Here is a 16,049-nt window from a genome sequence, read left to right on the forward strand (position 1 = left end):
CCTCAGAAGAGGGCGGGTTCGGGGCGTGCCGGCTCACTGGACGGTGTCGGTGGGCGGCCGAGAGCCGGGTCGGCCGCGCCGCGTGCCGCGTGCCGGGCGAGCAGCACCCAGTTGGTGACGGCGAGGGTGCCCAGGAGCAGGCTGAAGCCGATGAACGAGGTGAGCATCACTGGCGCGCCGACCGGGGAGACCGCCTGCTCGGTGGGGAGCAGCCCGTACGCCACCCAGGGTTGGCGGCCGACCTCCCGGGCGATCCAGCCGAGGATCACCGCGACGAACGGCAGCGGCAGGGCGAGCAGGATCAGCCAGAGCGGGAAACGCAGCCGGATGATCCAGTCCTTGACGAGCAGGGGGAGCAGGAACCAGACGCAGCCGAGGGTCAAGCCGATCAGGATCATGAAACCCAGCCCGACATTTGCCAGCACGGGTGGGGTGTAGTCGCCGGGACCGAACCGGGCGGTCCAGTCGGCGATCAGCGTCTGCGCCTCGGGGCCCTGGCCGAACTTGGTGGGCTGCACGTCGCCGACCGGGCCGAACTGGGCGAAGCCGAAGCCCTGCACAAGCGTGATCGCCAGCGCCGAGGTGACCAGGCCGATCCGCAGCGAGGTGCGGAAGAGCAAAATATCGGGTGTACGCCGGATCAGGTGCCAGGCGCTCACGGCCGCCATCAGCATCCCGCCGACCAGCAGCGCGGCGGACACCACGTGCCCGAACGCCATGCCGAGGCTGGGGTTGGTGAGCAGCGCGCCGAAGTCGGTGAGGTGGGCGATCCCGTCGCGGACCTCGTAGCCGACCGGGTTCTGCAACCAGGAGTTGGCCACCATGATCCAGAACGCCGAGGCGTACGCGGTGAGCGCCACGCCCCAGAGCAGCGCGAGGTGGACACCCTTGCGGAGCCGGTGCCAACCGAAGATCCACATCCCGAGGAACGTGGACTCCAGGAAGAACGCCACGAGCGTCTCGATGGCCAGCGGAGCGCCGAAGACGTTGCCGACGTAGCGCGACAGGCCGCTCCAGTTCAGCCCGAACTGGAACTCCATCACGATGCCTGTGGCGATGCCGAGGACGTAATTGATCACGTAGAGCTGACCCCAGTAGCGGGTGAGCCGCTCCCACCTCGGGTTGCCGGTGAGCACCCAGGCGGTCTGCATGCCGACCAGCAGGGTGACCAGCCCGAGCGTGACGACCACGAACAGGAAGTGGATCGAGGTGGTGGTGGCGAACTGCAGGCGGGCGATGAGCAGCGTGTCCATGGCCGGCTCTCCGTAGATAGTCTCCCTTGAGATAGAAACCCTACACGTAGCAACGCTACCTATCGAGACAGCGCTGATCGGTCGCGCTGCGGCTCGCGCGGTGTGTGAGGTGTGTCGAGTGGCCGGCGGTTGCCGGGATCAGCTCAGGAAGAGGCTGATCGGGAGGGTTACCAGGGTGGCGGCGACCGCCAGGGCGATGGCGCCCAGCACCCGGGGTGGCTGGCCGTTGATCAGGAGGCGCTGCATCCGTACGTCAAGGTCCCGGTCGCCCACACCCAGCGCACCGGCCGGTGTGATCCGGTGGCCGGCGGCGGCGAACCGGCGCAGCGCGCCCGCCAGGGGCGCCTCGGCGTGCAACTCGCGCGCCTTGTCGTCGGCGCGCATCTCGACCAGGAGGGCGACCCGCTCGTGCGCGTCACGCACCCAGCCGAACCACGGCAACGCGCGGCACAGCGCGGTGAACGGCAGCAGCACCAGATCGTGCCGTTCGTGTGCGTGCGCACGCTCGTGGCTGAGCACCGCCGCCAACTCGGCCCGGTCCAGCAGGCTGAGCGTGCCGGCGCTTACCACCACCTGCGGCCTGACACCCGGCAGGCAGTACGCGGCGGCACTCGGATGATCCAGCACGAGCGCACCGGGCGCGGCCGGGTCGTTGCGGGCCACAAGGGTGAGCAGGTCCCGGTGCCGCCGCTGGGCGAGGACGGTGCCGTAGATGCTGTGCACTGTCGTGCCGAGCAGCACCGCCCCGATGCCGAACCCGACCCCGACGCCGGCGAGGTGGAGGGCTGTCTCGCCGGCCGGCAGGGTGCCGTGGGCGAGATCGGTGGCCAGGGCGAGCAGTGCGCTCCCGGTCGGCAGGTCGTACGCGGACAGGCCGAGCGCCATCGGCAGACCCATTGCGGAGAGGCCCAGCGCCAACCCGACAGCCTGCCAACAGATGATCGCCACCCGAGGGCTGCGCCACGTCCAGGTGGAGCGGGCCAGCACCTGAGCGGTCAGATAGCAGGCAAGCATTGTGGCGGCGAAGTGCGCGGCGTAGGGCATGACGCGCTACCGCTCCGCTGCCTCGCCGGCCGGTCGTCGGCCGGTCGGCCCGTCCACCCGGTCCGTCAGTTCAGGATCCGGCCCGCCCGTGGAGGCGGGCCCGGTCAGGCCGGCCTCGCTGCCGAGGGCTGCCCGCAGCACCTCTGCCTCGGTGCCGGTCACCGAGCGGGCGAAGCGCACAAGTGCCGCGTCCCGGCTGCCGCCCAGGTCGAGGGCGTCGAGCATGAGCTGGGCGATGTGCGCCTCACGGCTGGCTGCGGGCCGGTAACGCCAGGCGCGACCCTCCCGCTCCCGCTGCACCATGCCCTTGCCTGCGAGTCGGTCCAGCACTGTCATCACAGTCGTGTACGCCAACTCGCGGCCTTCGAGCGCGTCGGCCACCTCGCGCACGGTCACACCGTCCGACGTGCCCGGGACCACGTCCCACAGCACGTCCATCACCGCACGCTCAAGATCACCCAGCCGAGTCACGGCACAATCCTACCCCCTGTAGTAGATCAACCAACCCCCGAGATCCACTCACCCACGGACCCGGCCGCCAGAGGCAACACGACTGAAGCTCTACTCACCCACGGACCCGGCCCACGTCAGGTTTTCCGGGGGAGCCCGCCCACGCAGGGATCAAGCCTGACCGCCCGGAGTGGGCGGGCTCCCCCGGAAAACCCAAGGTCAGGACAGACTCACACCCCCTTGGGGTGCCACACCGTCTTCGTCTCCAACAGGGCTGTCATCCGGGTCAGGCCCGGATCGGCGAACCAGTCGACCTCGGCCGACGCCGGCCGGAGCACCCGCTTGAGGTTCTCCGCCGCCTTGACCTCCAGGTCGGTGGCGAGCGAGGCGTCGCTCACCCCGGTCAGGTCGATCGCGTTGACGTCCATGTGCGCGGCAAGTGTCGGCGCGGTCTCGGTGATCGCGCCGGTCAGGATGTTGACGACCCCGCCGGGCAGGTCGGAGGTGGCCAGCACCTCGGCGAGCGTCACCGCAGCCAGAGGCTCGGTCGCCGACGCCGCCACCACCACCGTGTTGCCCGTGACGATCGCCGGGGCGATCACACTGACCAGCCCCAGCAGCGCCGGGCGCTCCGGGGCGACCACCGCGACCACGCCTGTCGGCTCGGGAGCGGAGATGTTGAAGTACGGGCCGGCGACCGGGTTGGCGCCGCCGTACACCTGGGCGAGCTTGTCGGCCCAGCCGGCGTACCAGACCCAGCGGTCCACCGCGGCGTCCACCTCGTCGCCGGGCACGCCCAGGGCGACGAACTGCTCGCGGCGGCCCTCAAGCATCTCGGCGGCCCGGTAGAGGATCTGACCCCTGTTGTACGCGGTCGCGCCGGCCCAGCCCTTCACGGCGGCGCGGGCGGCGACCACCGCGTCCCGGGCGTCCTTGCGGGAGGCCAGCGACACATTCGAGGACTGCACGAGATACGACCGTCCCGACTCGCTGCGCGGGAACTTCCCGCCGATGAAGAGCTTGTACGTCTTGCGTACCGCGACCCGCTCAGACATTGAGGTAGCCCTCCAGCCCGTGCCGGCCGCCCTCGCGACCGTAGCCCGACTCCTTGTAGCCACCGAACGGCGAGGTGGGGTCGAACTTGTTGAACGTGTTGGCCCAGACGACGCCGGCGCGCAGCCGGTCGGCCATCCACAGGATCCGGGAACCCTTGTCGGTCCAGATCCCCGCCGACAGGCCGTACGGCGTGTTGTTTGCCTTCTCGACGGCCTCGGCCGGCGTGCGGAACGTCAGCACCGACAGCACCGGGCCGAAGATCTCCTCGCGGGCGATGCGGTGCGCCTGGGTGACGCCCGTAAAGATCGTCGGCGCGAACCAGAAGCCACGCTCGGGCAGCTCGCACGGCGGCGACCAGCGCTCGGCGCCCTCGGCGGAGCCGGCGTCGGAGAGTTCGCGGATCCGCTCCAACTGTGCGGCGGAGTTGATCGCGCCGACGTCTGTGTTCTTGTCCAGTGGGTCGCCGACCCGGAGTTGGGCCATCCGGCGCTTCAGCGACTCCAGCACGCGGTCGGCCACGTTCTCCTGGACCAGCAGTCGGGAGCCGGCGCAGCAGACGTGCCCCTGGTTGAAGAAGATGCCGTTGACGATGCCCTCGACGGCTTGGTCGATGGGGGCGTCGTCGAAGACGATGTTCGCGGCCTTGCCGCCCAGCTCAAGTGTGAGCTTCTTGCGGGTGCCGGCGACCGATCGGGCGATGGCCCGCCCGACCTCGGTGGAGCCGGTGAACGCGACCTTGTCCACCCCTGGGTGCTCGACAAGCGCGCGGCCGGTGTCGCCAGCGCCGGTGACGATGTTGACCACACCGGCCGGCAGGTCGGCCTGCTGGCAGATCTCGGCGAAGAGCAGCGCGGTGAGCGGGGTGGTCTCGGCGGGCTTCAGCACCACCGTGTTGCCCGCGGCGAGCGCCGGGGCGATCTTCCAGGCCAGCATGAGCAGCGGGAAGTTCCACGGGATGACCTGCGCGGCCACGCCGATCGGCTGCGGGTTCGCACCGAAGCCAGCGTGACCCAGCTTGTCGGCCCAGCCGGCGTAGTAGAAGAAGTGCGCGGCGACCAGCGGCAGGTCGACGTCGCGGGACTCGCGGATCGGCTTGCCGTTGTCGAGGGATTCCAGCACGGCCAGCTCGCGGGAGCGCTCCTGGATGAGCCGGGCGATCCGGTACAGGTACTTCCCCCGGTCCCGGCCCGACATCGGACCCCAGACCTTGTCGTACGCCTTCCGCGCGGCGCGCACCGCACGCTCCACGTCGGGGGCGCCGGCCTCGGCGATCTCGGCCAGCACCTCCTCGGAGCCGGGGTTGATCGTCTTGAAGCTGCCACCGTCGGTCGGGTCGACGAACTCACCGTCGATGAACAGCCCGTACGAGGGCTTGAGGTCCACCACCGAGCGGGACTCGGGGGCGGGTGCGTATTCGAACATCGGCTCTCAGTCCAGGGTGAAGTAGTCGGGACCGGAGTAGGTGCCGGTCGTCAGCTTGGTGCGCTGCATCAGCAGGTCGTTGAGCAGGCTGGACGCGCCGAAGCGGAACCAGTCCGGGTCGAGCCAGTCCGCGCCGACGGTCTCGTTGACCATCACCAGGTACTTGATCGCGTCCTTGGTGTTCTTGATGCCGCCGGCCGGCTTCACGCCTACCTGCCGTCCGGTCGCAGCGCGGAAGTCACGGACAGCTTCCAGCATCACAAGGGTCACCGGCAGCGTCGCCGCGATCGGGACCTTGCCGGTGGAGGTCTTGATGAAGTCGCCGCCGGCAAGCATCGCCAGCCAGGAGGCGCGACGCACGTTGTCGTAGGTGGCGAGCTCGCCGGTCTCCAGGATGACCTTGAGGTGGGCGTCCCCGCAGGCGTCCTTGGTGGCCACGATCTCGTCGTAGACCTCCTTGTACCTACCGGCCAGGAACGCGCCCCGGTTGATCACCATGTCGATCTCGTCGGCGCCGGCAGCGACGGCCGCCCGGGTGTCGGCCAGCTTGATCTCCAGCGGTGCCTGGCCGGACGGGAAGGCGGTCGCCACGCTGGCCAGGTGTACGGCGGATCCGCGCAGCACCTCGGCGACGTACGGGACCATGGCCGGGTAGACGCAGACCGCGCCGACGTGCGGGCAGGACGGGTCGGCCGGGTCGGGGCGCAGCGCCTTCGCGGCCAGCGCGCGGACCTTGCCTGGGGTGTCCGCCCCTTCGAGGGTGGTCAGGTCGACCATCCGGATCGCCAGGTCGATCGCCTGCGCCTTGGCGGTGGTCTTGATCGAGCGGGTGCCGAGCTGTGCCGCCCGCTGCTCCGCGCCGACCTGATCCACGCCCGGCAGGCCGTGCAGGAAGGTCCGCAGAGCGGTCTCGGATCGTCCCAGCTCGGAGAGCTCCGACCGGGCCGACGTCGTTGTCGCCGTCATGCCCCGAAGTCTACGCACCGGAGTGTCGCGTGATCTTGCTCACGATCGGCTGGAGGGCACGCCGACGTGAGCGGCGTCGCTGGTCCGGCCGCACGCACACCGCTACTCGCTACGGACCGGTAGGTTGAGCGATCGTGGATGTACACGTCATTGACCACCCGCTGGCCCAGTCTCGGCTGACCGCCATGCGGGACGCGCGCACCGATTCCTCGACGTTCCGGGCGGCGCTGCACGAACTGACCACCATGCTGGTGTACGAGGCGGCCCGTTCCTTCCCCGTCGAGCGGTATCCGGTGCAGACGCCGGTCACCGGCACGGTCGGCACCCGGCTGGCGAACCCGCCGCTGCTGGTGCCGGTGCTGCGGGCCGGCCTGGGCATGGCGGACGCCGCGCTCGGCCTGCTCCCCGAGTCGTCGATGGGCTTCGTCGGCCTGGCCCGCGACGAGGAGACCTACGAGCCGCGCGCCTACATGGAGTCGCTGCCCCGGGAGTTGGCCGGCCTGCCGGTGCTTGTCCTCGACCCGATGCTCGCGACAGGCGGTTCGCTGGAGCACTGCTGCCGGCTGCTCGCCGACCGCGGCTGCACCGACATCACGGTGCTCTGCGTGCTCGCCGCGCCTGTCGGCATCGAGCGGCTGGAACGCTCCGGCCTGCCGTTGCGCCTGGTCACCGCCTCGATCGACGAAGGCCTCAACGACAACATGTTCATCGTCCCCGGGCTCGGCGACGCCGGTGACCGTCAGTTCGGCGGCATGCCCCGGTTCTGAGGCGTTACCCGGTTGGTGCCCCCTCCGGCGGGTCCGTGCGCGGTGGTGCACGGACCCGCTACCGTCTCCGGCCATGACTGGTGTTGCGCTCGCCGAGGAGTTGCTGCTCCTCGCCTACGACGACACGACCGGCAAGGCGACCATGCCGCGGATCAGCCTGGACCTCGGCATGGCCGCGGCGGTGCTGGTCGAGCTGGCCCTGGCCGGGCGGCTCGCGTACGCCGACGGGTCCCTGACCGTGGTCGACCCGACGCCTACCGGCGAGCCTGTCGCCGACGAGGTGCTGGTCCGGATCGCGGCCGACACCCCGCACACCCCGGCCTCCTGGGTGCAGCGCCTACGGCACGGCCTGCGCGACCGGATCCTCGGTGACCTGTGCCGGCAGGGCGTGGTGCGGGACGTCGACGAGACCGAGATGGGTTTCATCCACGTGCACCGCTACCCGGTGGTGGACACCTCCGTCGAGGCCGACACCCGCCAGCGGCTGACCGAGGCGCTTACCGGCGCGGCAGCGCCGGACGAGCGGACCGCCGCCCTGGCCACCCTGGTCGTGGTGCTGCGGATGGAGTCCGCGCTCGGGGTGAGCGGCGAGGCCGCCGCCGACGCCCGCCGCCGCCTGACGGAGATCGCCACCGGCGCCGGGTTCTCCGGCGAGGTGAGCGTCGACGACTCGGTGGTCCGCCCGTCGGTGGGCCTGGTCGTGGCAGCCCTGGGCCGCGCGGTGGACCAGGCGCTCGGCCCCCGCCGCTAGACGTCTCGGCCCCCGCCGCCAGACGTTAGGAAGGGCCCCTTCCTATGCACCAGGCGTTAATGACGTGCCCTTCCTTGCGCTAGAGGTTGAGGGCTGCGGCGATCTCGGCTCGGAGTTGCGCGATCGCCGCGCCGGCGCGGGCGCGTGCGGCGGCGACGTCGCCGTCCGGCACCGGTTCCACCACCTCCAGGTACGCCTTGAGCTTCGGCTCGGTCCCGGAGGGGCGGATCACCACCCGGGCCGTCCCGGTGCGCAGGATCACCACGTCCGACTCCGGCAGTAGGTCCCGGACGCTGTCGACGGGCTGCCCCAGCAGGTGAGTGGGGGTGGCCGCCCGGATTCGGGCCATCGCGTCGGCGATCACCCGCAGGTCGTCCACCCGGGCGGAGAGCTGGTCGGTGTGGTGCACGCCGAACTCGGCGGCCAACTCGTCCAGCCGGTCGGTCAGGGTGCGCCCCTGCGTCTTGAGGCCGGCGGCCAACTCGGCCACGGTCAGCGCGGCGGTGATGCCGTCCTTGTCCCGGACGTGCCCCGGGGCGACGCAGTAGCCGAGCGCCTCCTCGTAGCCGAAGACAAGGGGTGCGCTCCCGCCGCCGGCCCGGACGATCCACTTGAAGCCGGTCAGCGTCTCGTCGTAGGGCAGGCCCCGCGCCGCGCACATCGCCCGCAGCAGCGACGACGAGACGATCGTGGTGGCGTAGAGCCCTGTCACCCCGCGCCGCATCAGGTGGTCGGCCAGCAGCACGCCCACCTCGTCGCCGCGCAGCATCCGCCAGCCACCGGCGCGCTCACGGACCACCACCGCGCAGCGGTCCGCGTCCGGGTCGTTGGCGATCGCGAGGTCCGCGCCTGTGGAGTCGGCAAGGGCGATGAGCCGGTCCACCGCCCCCGGCTCCTCCGGGTTGGGGAACGACACGGTGGGGAACTCCGGGTCCGGCTCGGCCTGGTCGGGCACCACACCGGGGACCGGGAAACCCGCGCTGGCGAAGGCGGCGGTGAGCACGGCCGCGCCCACCCCGTGCAGCGGGGTGTACGCCACAGTCAGATCGCGGGGCCCGTCCGGGTCGATCACCGCGGTGGCCCGCTCGACGTACGAGGCGACCAGGTCGTCACCGAGCACCTCGCCGGGCCTCCCGAGCGGCACCTGGGTCAGTGGGCCGACCGACCGGATGGCCGCCTCGATGCCGGCGTCGGCAGGGGGCACGATCTGTGCACCGGCACCCAGCTCACCGCCCAGCTCCGCGCCGAGGTAGACCTTGTAGCCGTTGTCCTGCGGCGGGTTGTGGCTGGCCGTGACCATCACGCCGGCCACCGCCCCGAGCTGGCGCACCGCGTACGCGAGCACGGGGGTGGGCAGCGGGCGGGGCAGCACCAGTGCCGGCCGTCCGGCGCCGGTGGCCACCTGGGCGGTGCGCTCGGCGAACTGCCGGGAGCCGTGCCGGGCGTCGTACCCGATCACCAGGGGGCCGGTGCCGCCCTGGGCGGCGAGCCAGCCGACCAGGCCGGCAGCGGCCTGGGTGACCACGGCGAGGTTCATGCCGTTCGGGCCGGCGCGCAGCGGGCCGCGCAGGCCTGCGGTGCCGAAGGTCAGCGGCCCGGCGAACCGGTCGGCCAGCTCCGGTGCGCTCGCCGGCAGAGCGTCGAGCACCGCCGTCAGCTCGTCCCGGCTGGCCGGGTCGGGGTCGTCAGCCAGCCAGCGCCGAGCTTGCTCGCGAATGTCGTCGATCTCAGGGGTGTCCGCCGCCATGCCCCTTGATAGCACGGCGGCGGATCACCGCTGTCGGTTCCCTCGGGCTCAGCCGTCCCCGGTGAGCTGGAATGTGCGCACCATCTCGTCGAAGATCGGCTTGCTCTCGGCGAACTTGGTGTCGGTCGAGGTGAGATAGAACGAGTACGCCTTGCCGTCCTGCGCAACGCCCCGCCAGATGCCGTGCCGCATGGCGTCGCCCTCGCCGCACGTGTATTCGAACTCGGCGGCCGGCTTGCTGGCCAGCTCGGTCTCCGTGGAGGCGACCTGGTTGTACGGCTTGACGCAGGAGGTGGCCCTGGTCTTGAGACCGTTCTCGGCCGTCTCGGCCCACCGGGCGGAGCTGCTGGACCACTTCTCGGTGATGATCCGCACCTTGCGGCCGCTGTCCTCCGGGTCGATGTAGTCGGTGTACGAGCCGCCGGTGGCCTTCTTCCAGCCCTTGGGCACCATGACCTGGATGCCCCGCGCGCTGTGCTCCTGCATCTCGACCGCCGGGCCCGCAGCGGCGGACGGGGTGGGCTGCGCCTGCGGGGTGGTCGGGCCGGGGTCGTCGCCGCCGGAGAGAGCAAACACGCCGAGCAGCAGCACCAGGGCCAACCCGCCGGCCGCGGCGAGCTGCACTTTGCGCGGCCAGCCCTTGACGGTGCCGACCAGTTGGCCGCCGGTAGCGCGGACCTTGCCCAGTGCGCCGCCGCCGGCCGTGGCGGACGGCGTCGTCCAGGGCTGGCCGGTGCCGGGCACCGACCACTGGTTGCCGCCGCCGTAGGTGCCGCCGATGCGCTGCGTGCCATCCGGCGCGCCGTAGTGGACCTGCTGGGTCGCGTCGGCTCGGCTGCCGTAGGTGACCCGCTGGGTGGCGTCCGGGTGTGCGCCCGCGTCCACCCGCTGGGTGGCGTCCGCGTTGCCGCCGTAGGTGCGCCCGCTGCCGGGTCGGCCGGTGGCGGGCATCGCGCCGGTGGGCGTGTGCAGCGGGCCGGCGAGCGCGTCGGCGCTTGTCTCATCGAGGCCGGCGGAGGCCGGGGCCCCGGCGGGCGGGGGGCGCTCGCCCCGGCGCAACGCGGCGAGCCGGTCGGTAAGCGACTCGTTCGGCGCGAGCATGGCCGGACCGCCGATCTGGCTGTCCGGCTTCGACTCCGGCTGCGGCGGGAGGACGGGCACCGGGCGCTGCTGCACCGGCACCACGGCGTACGGGTCGGTGACCGAGTGCACGGCGGTGGCGGTGCTGCCCAGCGGGCCGGCGAGCAGCTCGCGCAGCATGGCCCGGGAGGTGTGCACGTCCAGCCGGCGGGCCGGGTCCTTCTCCAGCAGGCCCATCAGCACCCGGGTCAGCGGGCCGCTGCGCTGGGGCGGGGCCGGCGGGTCCTCGACCACGGCGTGCATGGTCTCGATTGGGTCGCCCTTGTCGAACGGGGGACGCCCCTCGACCGCCGTGTAGAGCGTCACGCCAAGCGAGAACAGGTCGCTCGGCGGGCCGAACTCCTGGCCCATGGCCCGCTCGGGCGAGATGAAGTGCGGCGAGCCGAGCACCATGCCGGGGGTGGTGAGCTGCACGTCGGTGGGCATCCGGGCGACACCGAAGTCGGTGAGCACGCACCGCCCGTCGGTGCAGATCAGCACGTTGGCCGGCTTGACGTCGCGGTGCAGCACGCCGATGGCGTGTGCGACCTCCAGCGCGCCGAGCAGCGCGATGCCGATCTTGGCGACGGCGCGGGGCGCCACCGGGCCGTCCTCGATGACCATGTCGGCGAGGCTGCGGGCGTCCAGCAGCTCCATCACGATCCACGGGCGACCGGCCTCGGTGACCACGTCGTACACCTGCACGACGGCGGGGTGCTGGATGGCGGCGGCGGCGCGGGCCTCGCGCAGGGTGCGTTCGTACATGGCGTCGCGGTCGCTGGGGGCCAGTCCGGGGGGAAGGACCACCTCCTTCACGGCCACGTCGCGGCGCAACAGGGTGTCTGTGGCGCGCCACACCGTACCCATGCCGCCGTTGCCCACCGCGGACCGCAGCGAGTACCGGTCACCGATAATGGTGCCGGGCGCCGCACGTCCGCTGGCGGGACTTACCTGTCCGCCGCTCCACGTCGGGATCTGAGTCACAGAAAAGCCACCGGGGGAAATCGAGGGGGGCTGGGACACAACCCCCCTATCTTGCTGGTTCCGACGCCCGATGCGAAAGCCGACGCGGCGGACGTTTACCGAAGTCGACAGATCGTGCCCAACCGTTCACCTCCCGTCGACCGGTCGGGACACAGTGTGCGGTATCCCTCACCCGATCTGACGCCAACGCGCCATACCATCCGGGGATGAGTGAGCGGCGGTCAAGCGAGTCCGGTTTTCCGATCAACGGCGTCTACACGGCGTCCGACCTCCCGGAGGACCTGGACTCCCGACTGGGCGGCCCGGGCGAGTTCCCGTACACCCGGGGGGTCTACCCCACGATGTACACGTCCCGTCCGTGGACGATGCGCCAGTACGCCGGCTTCGGCACCGCCACCGAGTCCAACGCGCGCTACCACCAGCTGCTGCGGGCCGGCACGATGGGTCTCTCGGTCGCCTTCGACCTGCCGACGCAGATGGGCTACGACTCGGACGACCCGATCGCGCACGGCGAGGTCGGCAAGGTAGGTGTGGCAATCGACTCCATCGAGGACATGCGGCTGCTCTTCGCCGACATCCCGCTGGACAAGGTCTCCACCTCCATGACGATCAACGCGCCCGGCTCGGTGCTGCTGCTGCTCTACCAGCTCGTCGCCGAGGAGAACGGTGTGCCGGGCGCGGCCCTCAACGGCACCATCCAGAACGACATCCTCAAGGAGTACATCGCCCGGGGGACGTACATCTTCCCGCCGAAGCCCTCGCTGCGCCTGGTGGCCGACACGTTCGCGTACTGCCGCAAGGAGGTGCCGAAGTGGAACACCATCTCCATCTCCGGCTACCACATGGCCGAGGCCGGCGCGACGCCCGCGCAGGAGATCGCGTTCACCCTCGCCAACGGCGTGGAGTACGTCCGGGCGGCGCTGGCCGCCGGGCTCGCCGTTGACGACTTCGCGCCCCGGCTGTCGTTCTTCTTCGTGGCCCGCACGACGCTGCTGGAGGAGGTCGCGAAGTTCCGCGCCGCACGGCGGATCTGGGCCCGGGTGATGCGTGACGACTTCGGCGCCAAGGATCCGAAGTCGATGATGCTGCGCTTCCACACGCAGACCGCGGGCGTGCAGCTCACCGCCCAGCAGCCGGAGGTGAACCTCGTCCGGGTGGCGGTGCAGGGGCTGGCCGCGGTGCTCGGCGGCACCCAGTCGCTGCACACCAACAGCTTCGACGAGGCGATCGCGCTGCCCACCGAGAAGGCCGCCCGGCTCGCGCTGCGTACCCAGCAGGTGCTGGCGTACGAGACGGACCTGACCGCCACCGTCGACCCGTTCGCCGGCTCGTACGTGGTGGAGGCGATGACCGCCGAGATCGAGGCCGCCACCATCGAGCTGATGGAGCGGGTGGCCGACCACGGCTCGGCTGTGGACGCGATCGAGGCCGGGTTCCAGAAGCGGGAGATCGAGCAGTCCGCCTACCGGATCGCCCAGGAGATCGACTCCAGCGAGCGCGTGGTGGTGGGGCTCAACCGGTTCACCGTGGACGAGGAGGAGCCGTACGAGCCGCTGCGGGTCGACCCGACGATCGAGGCGGCGCAGGCCGACCGGCTGGCCCGGTTGCGCGCCGAGCGGGACGCCGACGCGGTGACGCGCGCTCTCGCCGAGTTGCGGGCAGCCGCCGAGGGCTCGGACAACGTGCTCTACCCGATGAAGGAGGCGCTGCGGGCGCGGGCCACGGTGGGCGAGGTGTGCGGGACGCTGCGAGAGGTGTGGGGGCTGTACCGGCCCACCGACCGGTTCTGACCGTCCCCGGCCGCCGGGCCCGGGGTGTGCCGCCCCGGGTTCGGGGGTACGCCGACCATGCACCGCGACGCACATGGTGTGCGGTCAGGGCGCACGATCGCGTGTGAGCGTCCTTATCCGGCCGTGGCGGAGTGTGGTCGGCTAATTGTCGGAGTGTCAGTTCATCACCCCGACTAATGCGACAATTCGCAAGCAAGGGTGTGTGAGTGGTACCGCGACTCGCAACGCCTGTTTTGGTTACGCGTTGTAGGAGGTGAGGGAGCGGATGACGGCCTTCGACCGTGATCTACCTGCTGTCTCGTCCATCTCCGAGCGTTCTCAGCAGGGCATACGTGACGCTGCGCGGTCTGATCATCACCGTAACGAGGTTGCGCAGCGTCACCGCCGGAGGTCTAGGCTGTCTGCTGTCCCCGATGATCCATCCATCTCCAGTAATCGAGATTTCGACGTGACGAGTGCGTTGACGCTGCCCACCGGCGGCCAGCTGGCGTCGTCCTGGCCGGACGCGCCGCCCGGGTCCCAGCCGCTGCCCCGCGACCTGGACCACCTCCTCGCCCTACGGGTACCCGGGCTCATCGCCACGCGCCGTCATATCCACTCGCACCCCGAGCTGTCCGGTGCGGAGTTCGAGACGGCCGCCCTGATCGCCCGGGAGCTCACCCTGGCGGGCCTGCACCCTCGACTGCTGCCCAAGGGCAACGGGGTGATCTGCGACATCGACGGCCGCCCGGACGGCCCGGTCGTCGCGCTGCGCGCCGACATCGATGCCCTGCCGCTCGAGGACTCCAAGGACGTGCCGTACCGCTCCACTGTGGAGGGCGTCTGCCACGCCTGCGGCCACGACGTACACACCACGATCATGCTCGGCGTCGCCATGCTGCTGGCGCAGCTCGCCGACCTCGGCGAGCTGGACGGCCGGGTCCGGCTGATCTTCCAGCCGGCGGAGGAGATCCTGCCGTGCGGCTCGCTTGAGGTCATCGAGGCCGGCGGCCTGGACGACGTGGTGCAGATCTTCGCGCTGCACTGCGACCCGAACCTGCCGGTGGGCCAGATCGGGCTGCGCGTCGGCCCGATCACGGCCGCCGCCGACAACGTCACCGTCCGGCTCACGGGGCCGGGCGGGCACACCGCCCGCCCGCACCTGACCGTCGACCTGGTCGACGCGCTCGGCCGCCTGATCACCGAGGTGCCCGCCCTGGTCAGCCGCCGGGTGCCGGCCAACAGCGGGCTGCTGCTGGTCTTCGGCCACGCCTCGGCCGGCACCCGTTACAACGTCATCCCCTCCGAGGCGTCCGCCTCGGGCACCCTGCGGGTGATGGACCGTGACACCTGGGAGCAGGCTCCCAAGATCGTGGCTCAGGTGGTGCGGGACGTCATCGCCCCGACCGGCGCCACCGTCGACCTGGAATACCTGCGCGGCAGGCCGCCGGTGTGCAACGACTCCCGGGCCATCCAGGTGCTGACCGCCGCCACCAGCGCCGCGCTCGGCCCCGAAGGCGTGGCCGAGACTCCGCAGAGCATGGGCGGCGAGGACTTCTCCTGGTATCTGGAGTACGTCCCCGGCGCCCTCGCCCGACTCGGCGTGGGCCGTTCCGGCCCCAACGTCGACCTGCACCGCGCGTCCTTCGACGTGGACGAGCGGGCCATCCCGGCCGGCATCCGCGTCATGGTGCAGACCGCGCTGCGGGCACTTGTGGCGGCGCGCTGACCGGAGCGGTCTGCGCCGGGGTCTTCCGCCGCCGGCCCAGCACCAGCAGCAACACCGCCAGCGGTACGCCGAACGCCACAAGCCAGGGCAGCAGCGCCCCCAGCACGGTGAGCAGGATGGTCATCGAGGCGAGGAACGCCTTCCAGCCACCCTTCAAGCCGACCAGGAAGCCGGTCTCGCTCTTCTCCCCGCTGGCCTTCGCCGCCGGCCCGGCCAGCGACACGGTGATCGTGGAGAGAGCGGTCAGGTCGGCGAGCCGTCGCTTCTTGGCCTCCAGCGAGGCCAGGTCCGCCTCCCGACGACCCAACTCGTTCTCCAGCGACACCAGGTCGGTGATGGAGGTGGCTCGGCCCAGCAGGCGACGCGCACTGTCCACGCGTGCCCGCTGACTGATGATCCGAGCCTCCAGGTCGACGGTCTCCTCGGTGACGTCCTGAGTGTTGATTTCCCGGCTCTGCTGCTGGCCGAGCTTCGCGACCTCCTCGACCACCTCGGCGAACTTCGCCGCCGGCACGCGCAACTGCAACTCCGCCACCGCGTCCGCGTCGGCGCTGCGCCGCACGTCACCGCCGATGAAGCCGCCGGCCCGGGTGACCATGGCACTGACGTCACGGGCCGCCGTGTCCACATCGGTCACCTGCACCCGCATCGCTCCGGTGTAGATGATCGCTCGCTGGTCGACCCGCAGGTCCGGAGCACCGGCCCCGGCCGCCCCCGCCGCGTCCGTGCCGCTGTTCCGGTCCGCCGCTCCGCCCTCCGCGACGGCCCGCTCGGGCGCCGAGGCCGCCGAGTCCCGCGCACCGCTGTCGCCGGCACCGCACCCGGCCAGTGCCAGCGTCGCCGTGAATGCTGTCGCCGTCAGTAGTGCGCCGCGACGCCAACCTGCCCGTCCGTCCATCCCCGCTCCCATCGTCGTCAACCGGTGTGGCGATACCTCGGACGCGGCGCGCCCGCCGGCTGGTTCCGGCAGACTGCCGGGAGGACATCACGAT

Annotated in this window: 13 protein-coding genes; 4 read left to right on the forward strand and 9 right to left on the reverse strand. The window is 71.3% G+C overall.

Annotation, left to right across the window (positions count from 1 at the left end):
* Positions 1–2 precede the first annotated feature (2 nt).
* From ACFY2Q_RS05195 to deoC, 6 genes are all read right to left on the reverse strand, one after another.
* Positions 3–1,253, reverse strand: coding sequence for a cytochrome ubiquinol oxidase subunit I (locus ACFY2Q_RS05195; protein WP_387127871.1), 1,251 nt, complete (start codon positions 1,251–1,253; stop codon positions 3–5).
* 138 nt (positions 1,254–1,391) lie between these two features.
* On the reverse strand, positions 1,392–2,297 hold the full coding sequence (locus ACFY2Q_RS05200) for a M56 family metallopeptidase (RefSeq protein WP_387127873.1): 906 nt from the start codon (positions 2,295–2,297) through the stop codon (positions 1,392–1,394).
* Between the two features lie 6 nt (positions 2,298–2,303).
* Positions 2,304–2,768: a BlaI/MecI/CopY family transcriptional regulator gene (locus ACFY2Q_RS05205; RefSeq protein WP_387127875.1), complete on the reverse strand. Its 465-nt coding sequence runs from the start codon at positions 2,766–2,768 to the stop codon at positions 2,304–2,306.
* A gap of 209 nt (positions 2,769–2,977) precedes the next feature.
* Entirely contained in the window at positions 2,978–3,802 is an 825-nt protein-coding gene (locus tag ACFY2Q_RS05210; RefSeq protein WP_387127877.1) for an aldehyde dehydrogenase family protein, read from the reverse strand.
* A complete protein-coding gene (locus tag ACFY2Q_RS05215) occupies positions 3,795–5,225 on the reverse strand; it encodes an aldehyde dehydrogenase family protein (RefSeq protein WP_387127879.1) in 1,431 nt (476 codons plus the stop codon). Before ACFY2Q_RS05215 ends, ACFY2Q_RS05210 begins: the two co-directional genes overlap by 8 nt.
* Before the next feature lie 6 nt (positions 5,226–5,231).
* Positions 5,232–6,191, reverse strand: a complete 960-nt coding sequence (gene deoC, locus ACFY2Q_RS05220) for a deoxyribose-phosphate aldolase (RefSeq protein WP_387127881.1) — start codon at positions 6,189–6,191, stop codon at positions 5,232–5,234.
* Positions 6,192–6,325: 134 nt separating this feature from the next.
* Here deoC and upp point away from each other — a divergent pair, with 134 nt between their 5' ends.
* A complete protein-coding gene (gene upp / locus ACFY2Q_RS05225) occupies positions 6,326–6,958 on the forward strand; it encodes a uracil phosphoribosyltransferase (RefSeq protein ID WP_357009184.1) in 633 nt (210 codons plus the stop codon).
* Positions 6,959–7,031: 73 nt separating this feature from the next.
* The gene (locus ACFY2Q_RS05230; RefSeq protein ID WP_387127883.1) at positions 7,032–7,709 is read left to right on the forward strand and encodes a GPP34 family phosphoprotein; all 678 of its coding nucleotides are present in this window, start codon (positions 7,032–7,034) and stop codon (positions 7,707–7,709) included.
* A gap of 79 nt (positions 7,710–7,788) precedes the next feature.
* Here ACFY2Q_RS05230 and ACFY2Q_RS05235 read toward each other — a convergent pair whose 3' ends face one another.
* Both ACFY2Q_RS05235 and ACFY2Q_RS05240 read right to left on the reverse strand, forming a co-directional pair.
* The gene (locus tag ACFY2Q_RS05235) at positions 7,789–9,456 is read right to left on the reverse strand and encodes a phospho-sugar mutase (RefSeq protein ID WP_387127885.1); all 1,668 of its coding nucleotides are present in this window, start codon (positions 9,454–9,456) and stop codon (positions 7,789–7,791) included.
* Between the two features lie 48 nt (positions 9,457–9,504).
* Positions 9,505–11,559 (reverse strand): serine/threonine-protein kinase, encoded by a 2,055-nt coding sequence (locus tag ACFY2Q_RS05240; RefSeq protein WP_387127887.1) that lies wholly within the window; start codon positions 11,557–11,559, stop codon positions 9,505–9,507.
* A 206-nt stretch (positions 11,560–11,765) separates the two neighbouring features.
* Here ACFY2Q_RS05240 and ACFY2Q_RS05245 point away from each other — a divergent pair, with 206 nt between their 5' ends.
* Both ACFY2Q_RS05245 and ACFY2Q_RS05250 read left to right on the forward strand, forming a co-directional pair.
* On the forward strand, positions 11,766–13,349 hold the full coding sequence (locus ACFY2Q_RS05245; RefSeq protein WP_387127889.1) for a methylmalonyl-CoA mutase: 1,584 nt from the start codon (positions 11,766–11,768) through the stop codon (positions 13,347–13,349).
* A gap of 448 nt (positions 13,350–13,797) precedes the next feature.
* Positions 13,798–15,057 carry an amidohydrolase gene (locus ACFY2Q_RS05250; protein WP_387127891.1) on the forward strand — a complete coding sequence of 420 codons (1,260 nt, stop codon included), beginning with the start codon at positions 13,798–13,800 and terminating at the stop codon, positions 15,055–15,057.
* Here ACFY2Q_RS05250 and ACFY2Q_RS05255 read toward each other — a convergent pair.
* Positions 15,014–15,976, reverse strand: a complete 963-nt coding sequence (locus ACFY2Q_RS05255) for a DUF4349 domain-containing protein (RefSeq protein WP_387127893.1) — start codon at positions 15,974–15,976, stop codon at positions 15,014–15,016. The two genes, ACFY2Q_RS05250 and ACFY2Q_RS05255, sit on opposite strands and share 44 nt — an antisense overlap.
* Positions 15,977–16,049 lie beyond the last annotated feature (73 nt).

Source organism: Micromonospora sp. NPDC000316 (assembly GCF_042898885.1).
Taxonomy (GTDB): domain Bacteria; phylum Actinomycetota; class Actinomycetes; order Mycobacteriales; family Micromonosporaceae; genus Micromonospora.

What these genes read in the sequence shown, in the direction of transcription:
- ACFY2Q_RS05195 (WP_387127871.1), bottom strand. Translation starts at nt 1,253, where the DNA reads ATGGACACGCTGCTCATCGCCCGCCTGCAGTTCGCCACCACCACCTCG.
- ACFY2Q_RS05200 (WP_387127873.1), bottom strand. Translation starts at nt 2,297, where the DNA reads ATGCCCTACGCCGCGCACTTCGCCGCCACAATGCTTGCCTGCTATCTG.
- ACFY2Q_RS05210 (WP_387127877.1), bottom strand. Translation starts at nt 3,802, where the DNA reads ATGTCTGAGCGGGTCGCGGTACGCAAGACGTACAAGCTCTTCATCGGC.
- ACFY2Q_RS05215 (WP_387127879.1), bottom strand. Translation starts at nt 5,225, where the DNA reads ATGTTCGAATACGCACCCGCCCCCGAGTCCCGCTCGGTGGTGGACCTC.
- deoC (WP_387127881.1), bottom strand. Translation starts at nt 6,191, where the DNA reads ATGACGGCGACAACGACGTCGGCCCGGTCGGAGCTCTCCGAGCTGGGA.
- ACFY2Q_RS05230 (WP_387127883.1), top strand. Translation starts at nt 7,032, where the DNA reads ATGACTGGTGTTGCGCTCGCCGAGGAGTTGCTGCTCCTCGCCTACGAC.
- ACFY2Q_RS05235 (WP_387127885.1), bottom strand. Translation starts at nt 9,456, where the DNA reads ATGGCGGCGGACACCCCTGAGATCGACGACATTCGCGAGCAAGCTCGG.
- ACFY2Q_RS05245 (WP_387127889.1), top strand. Translation starts at nt 11,766, where the DNA reads ATGAGTGAGCGGCGGTCAAGCGAGTCCGGTTTTCCGATCAACGGCGTC.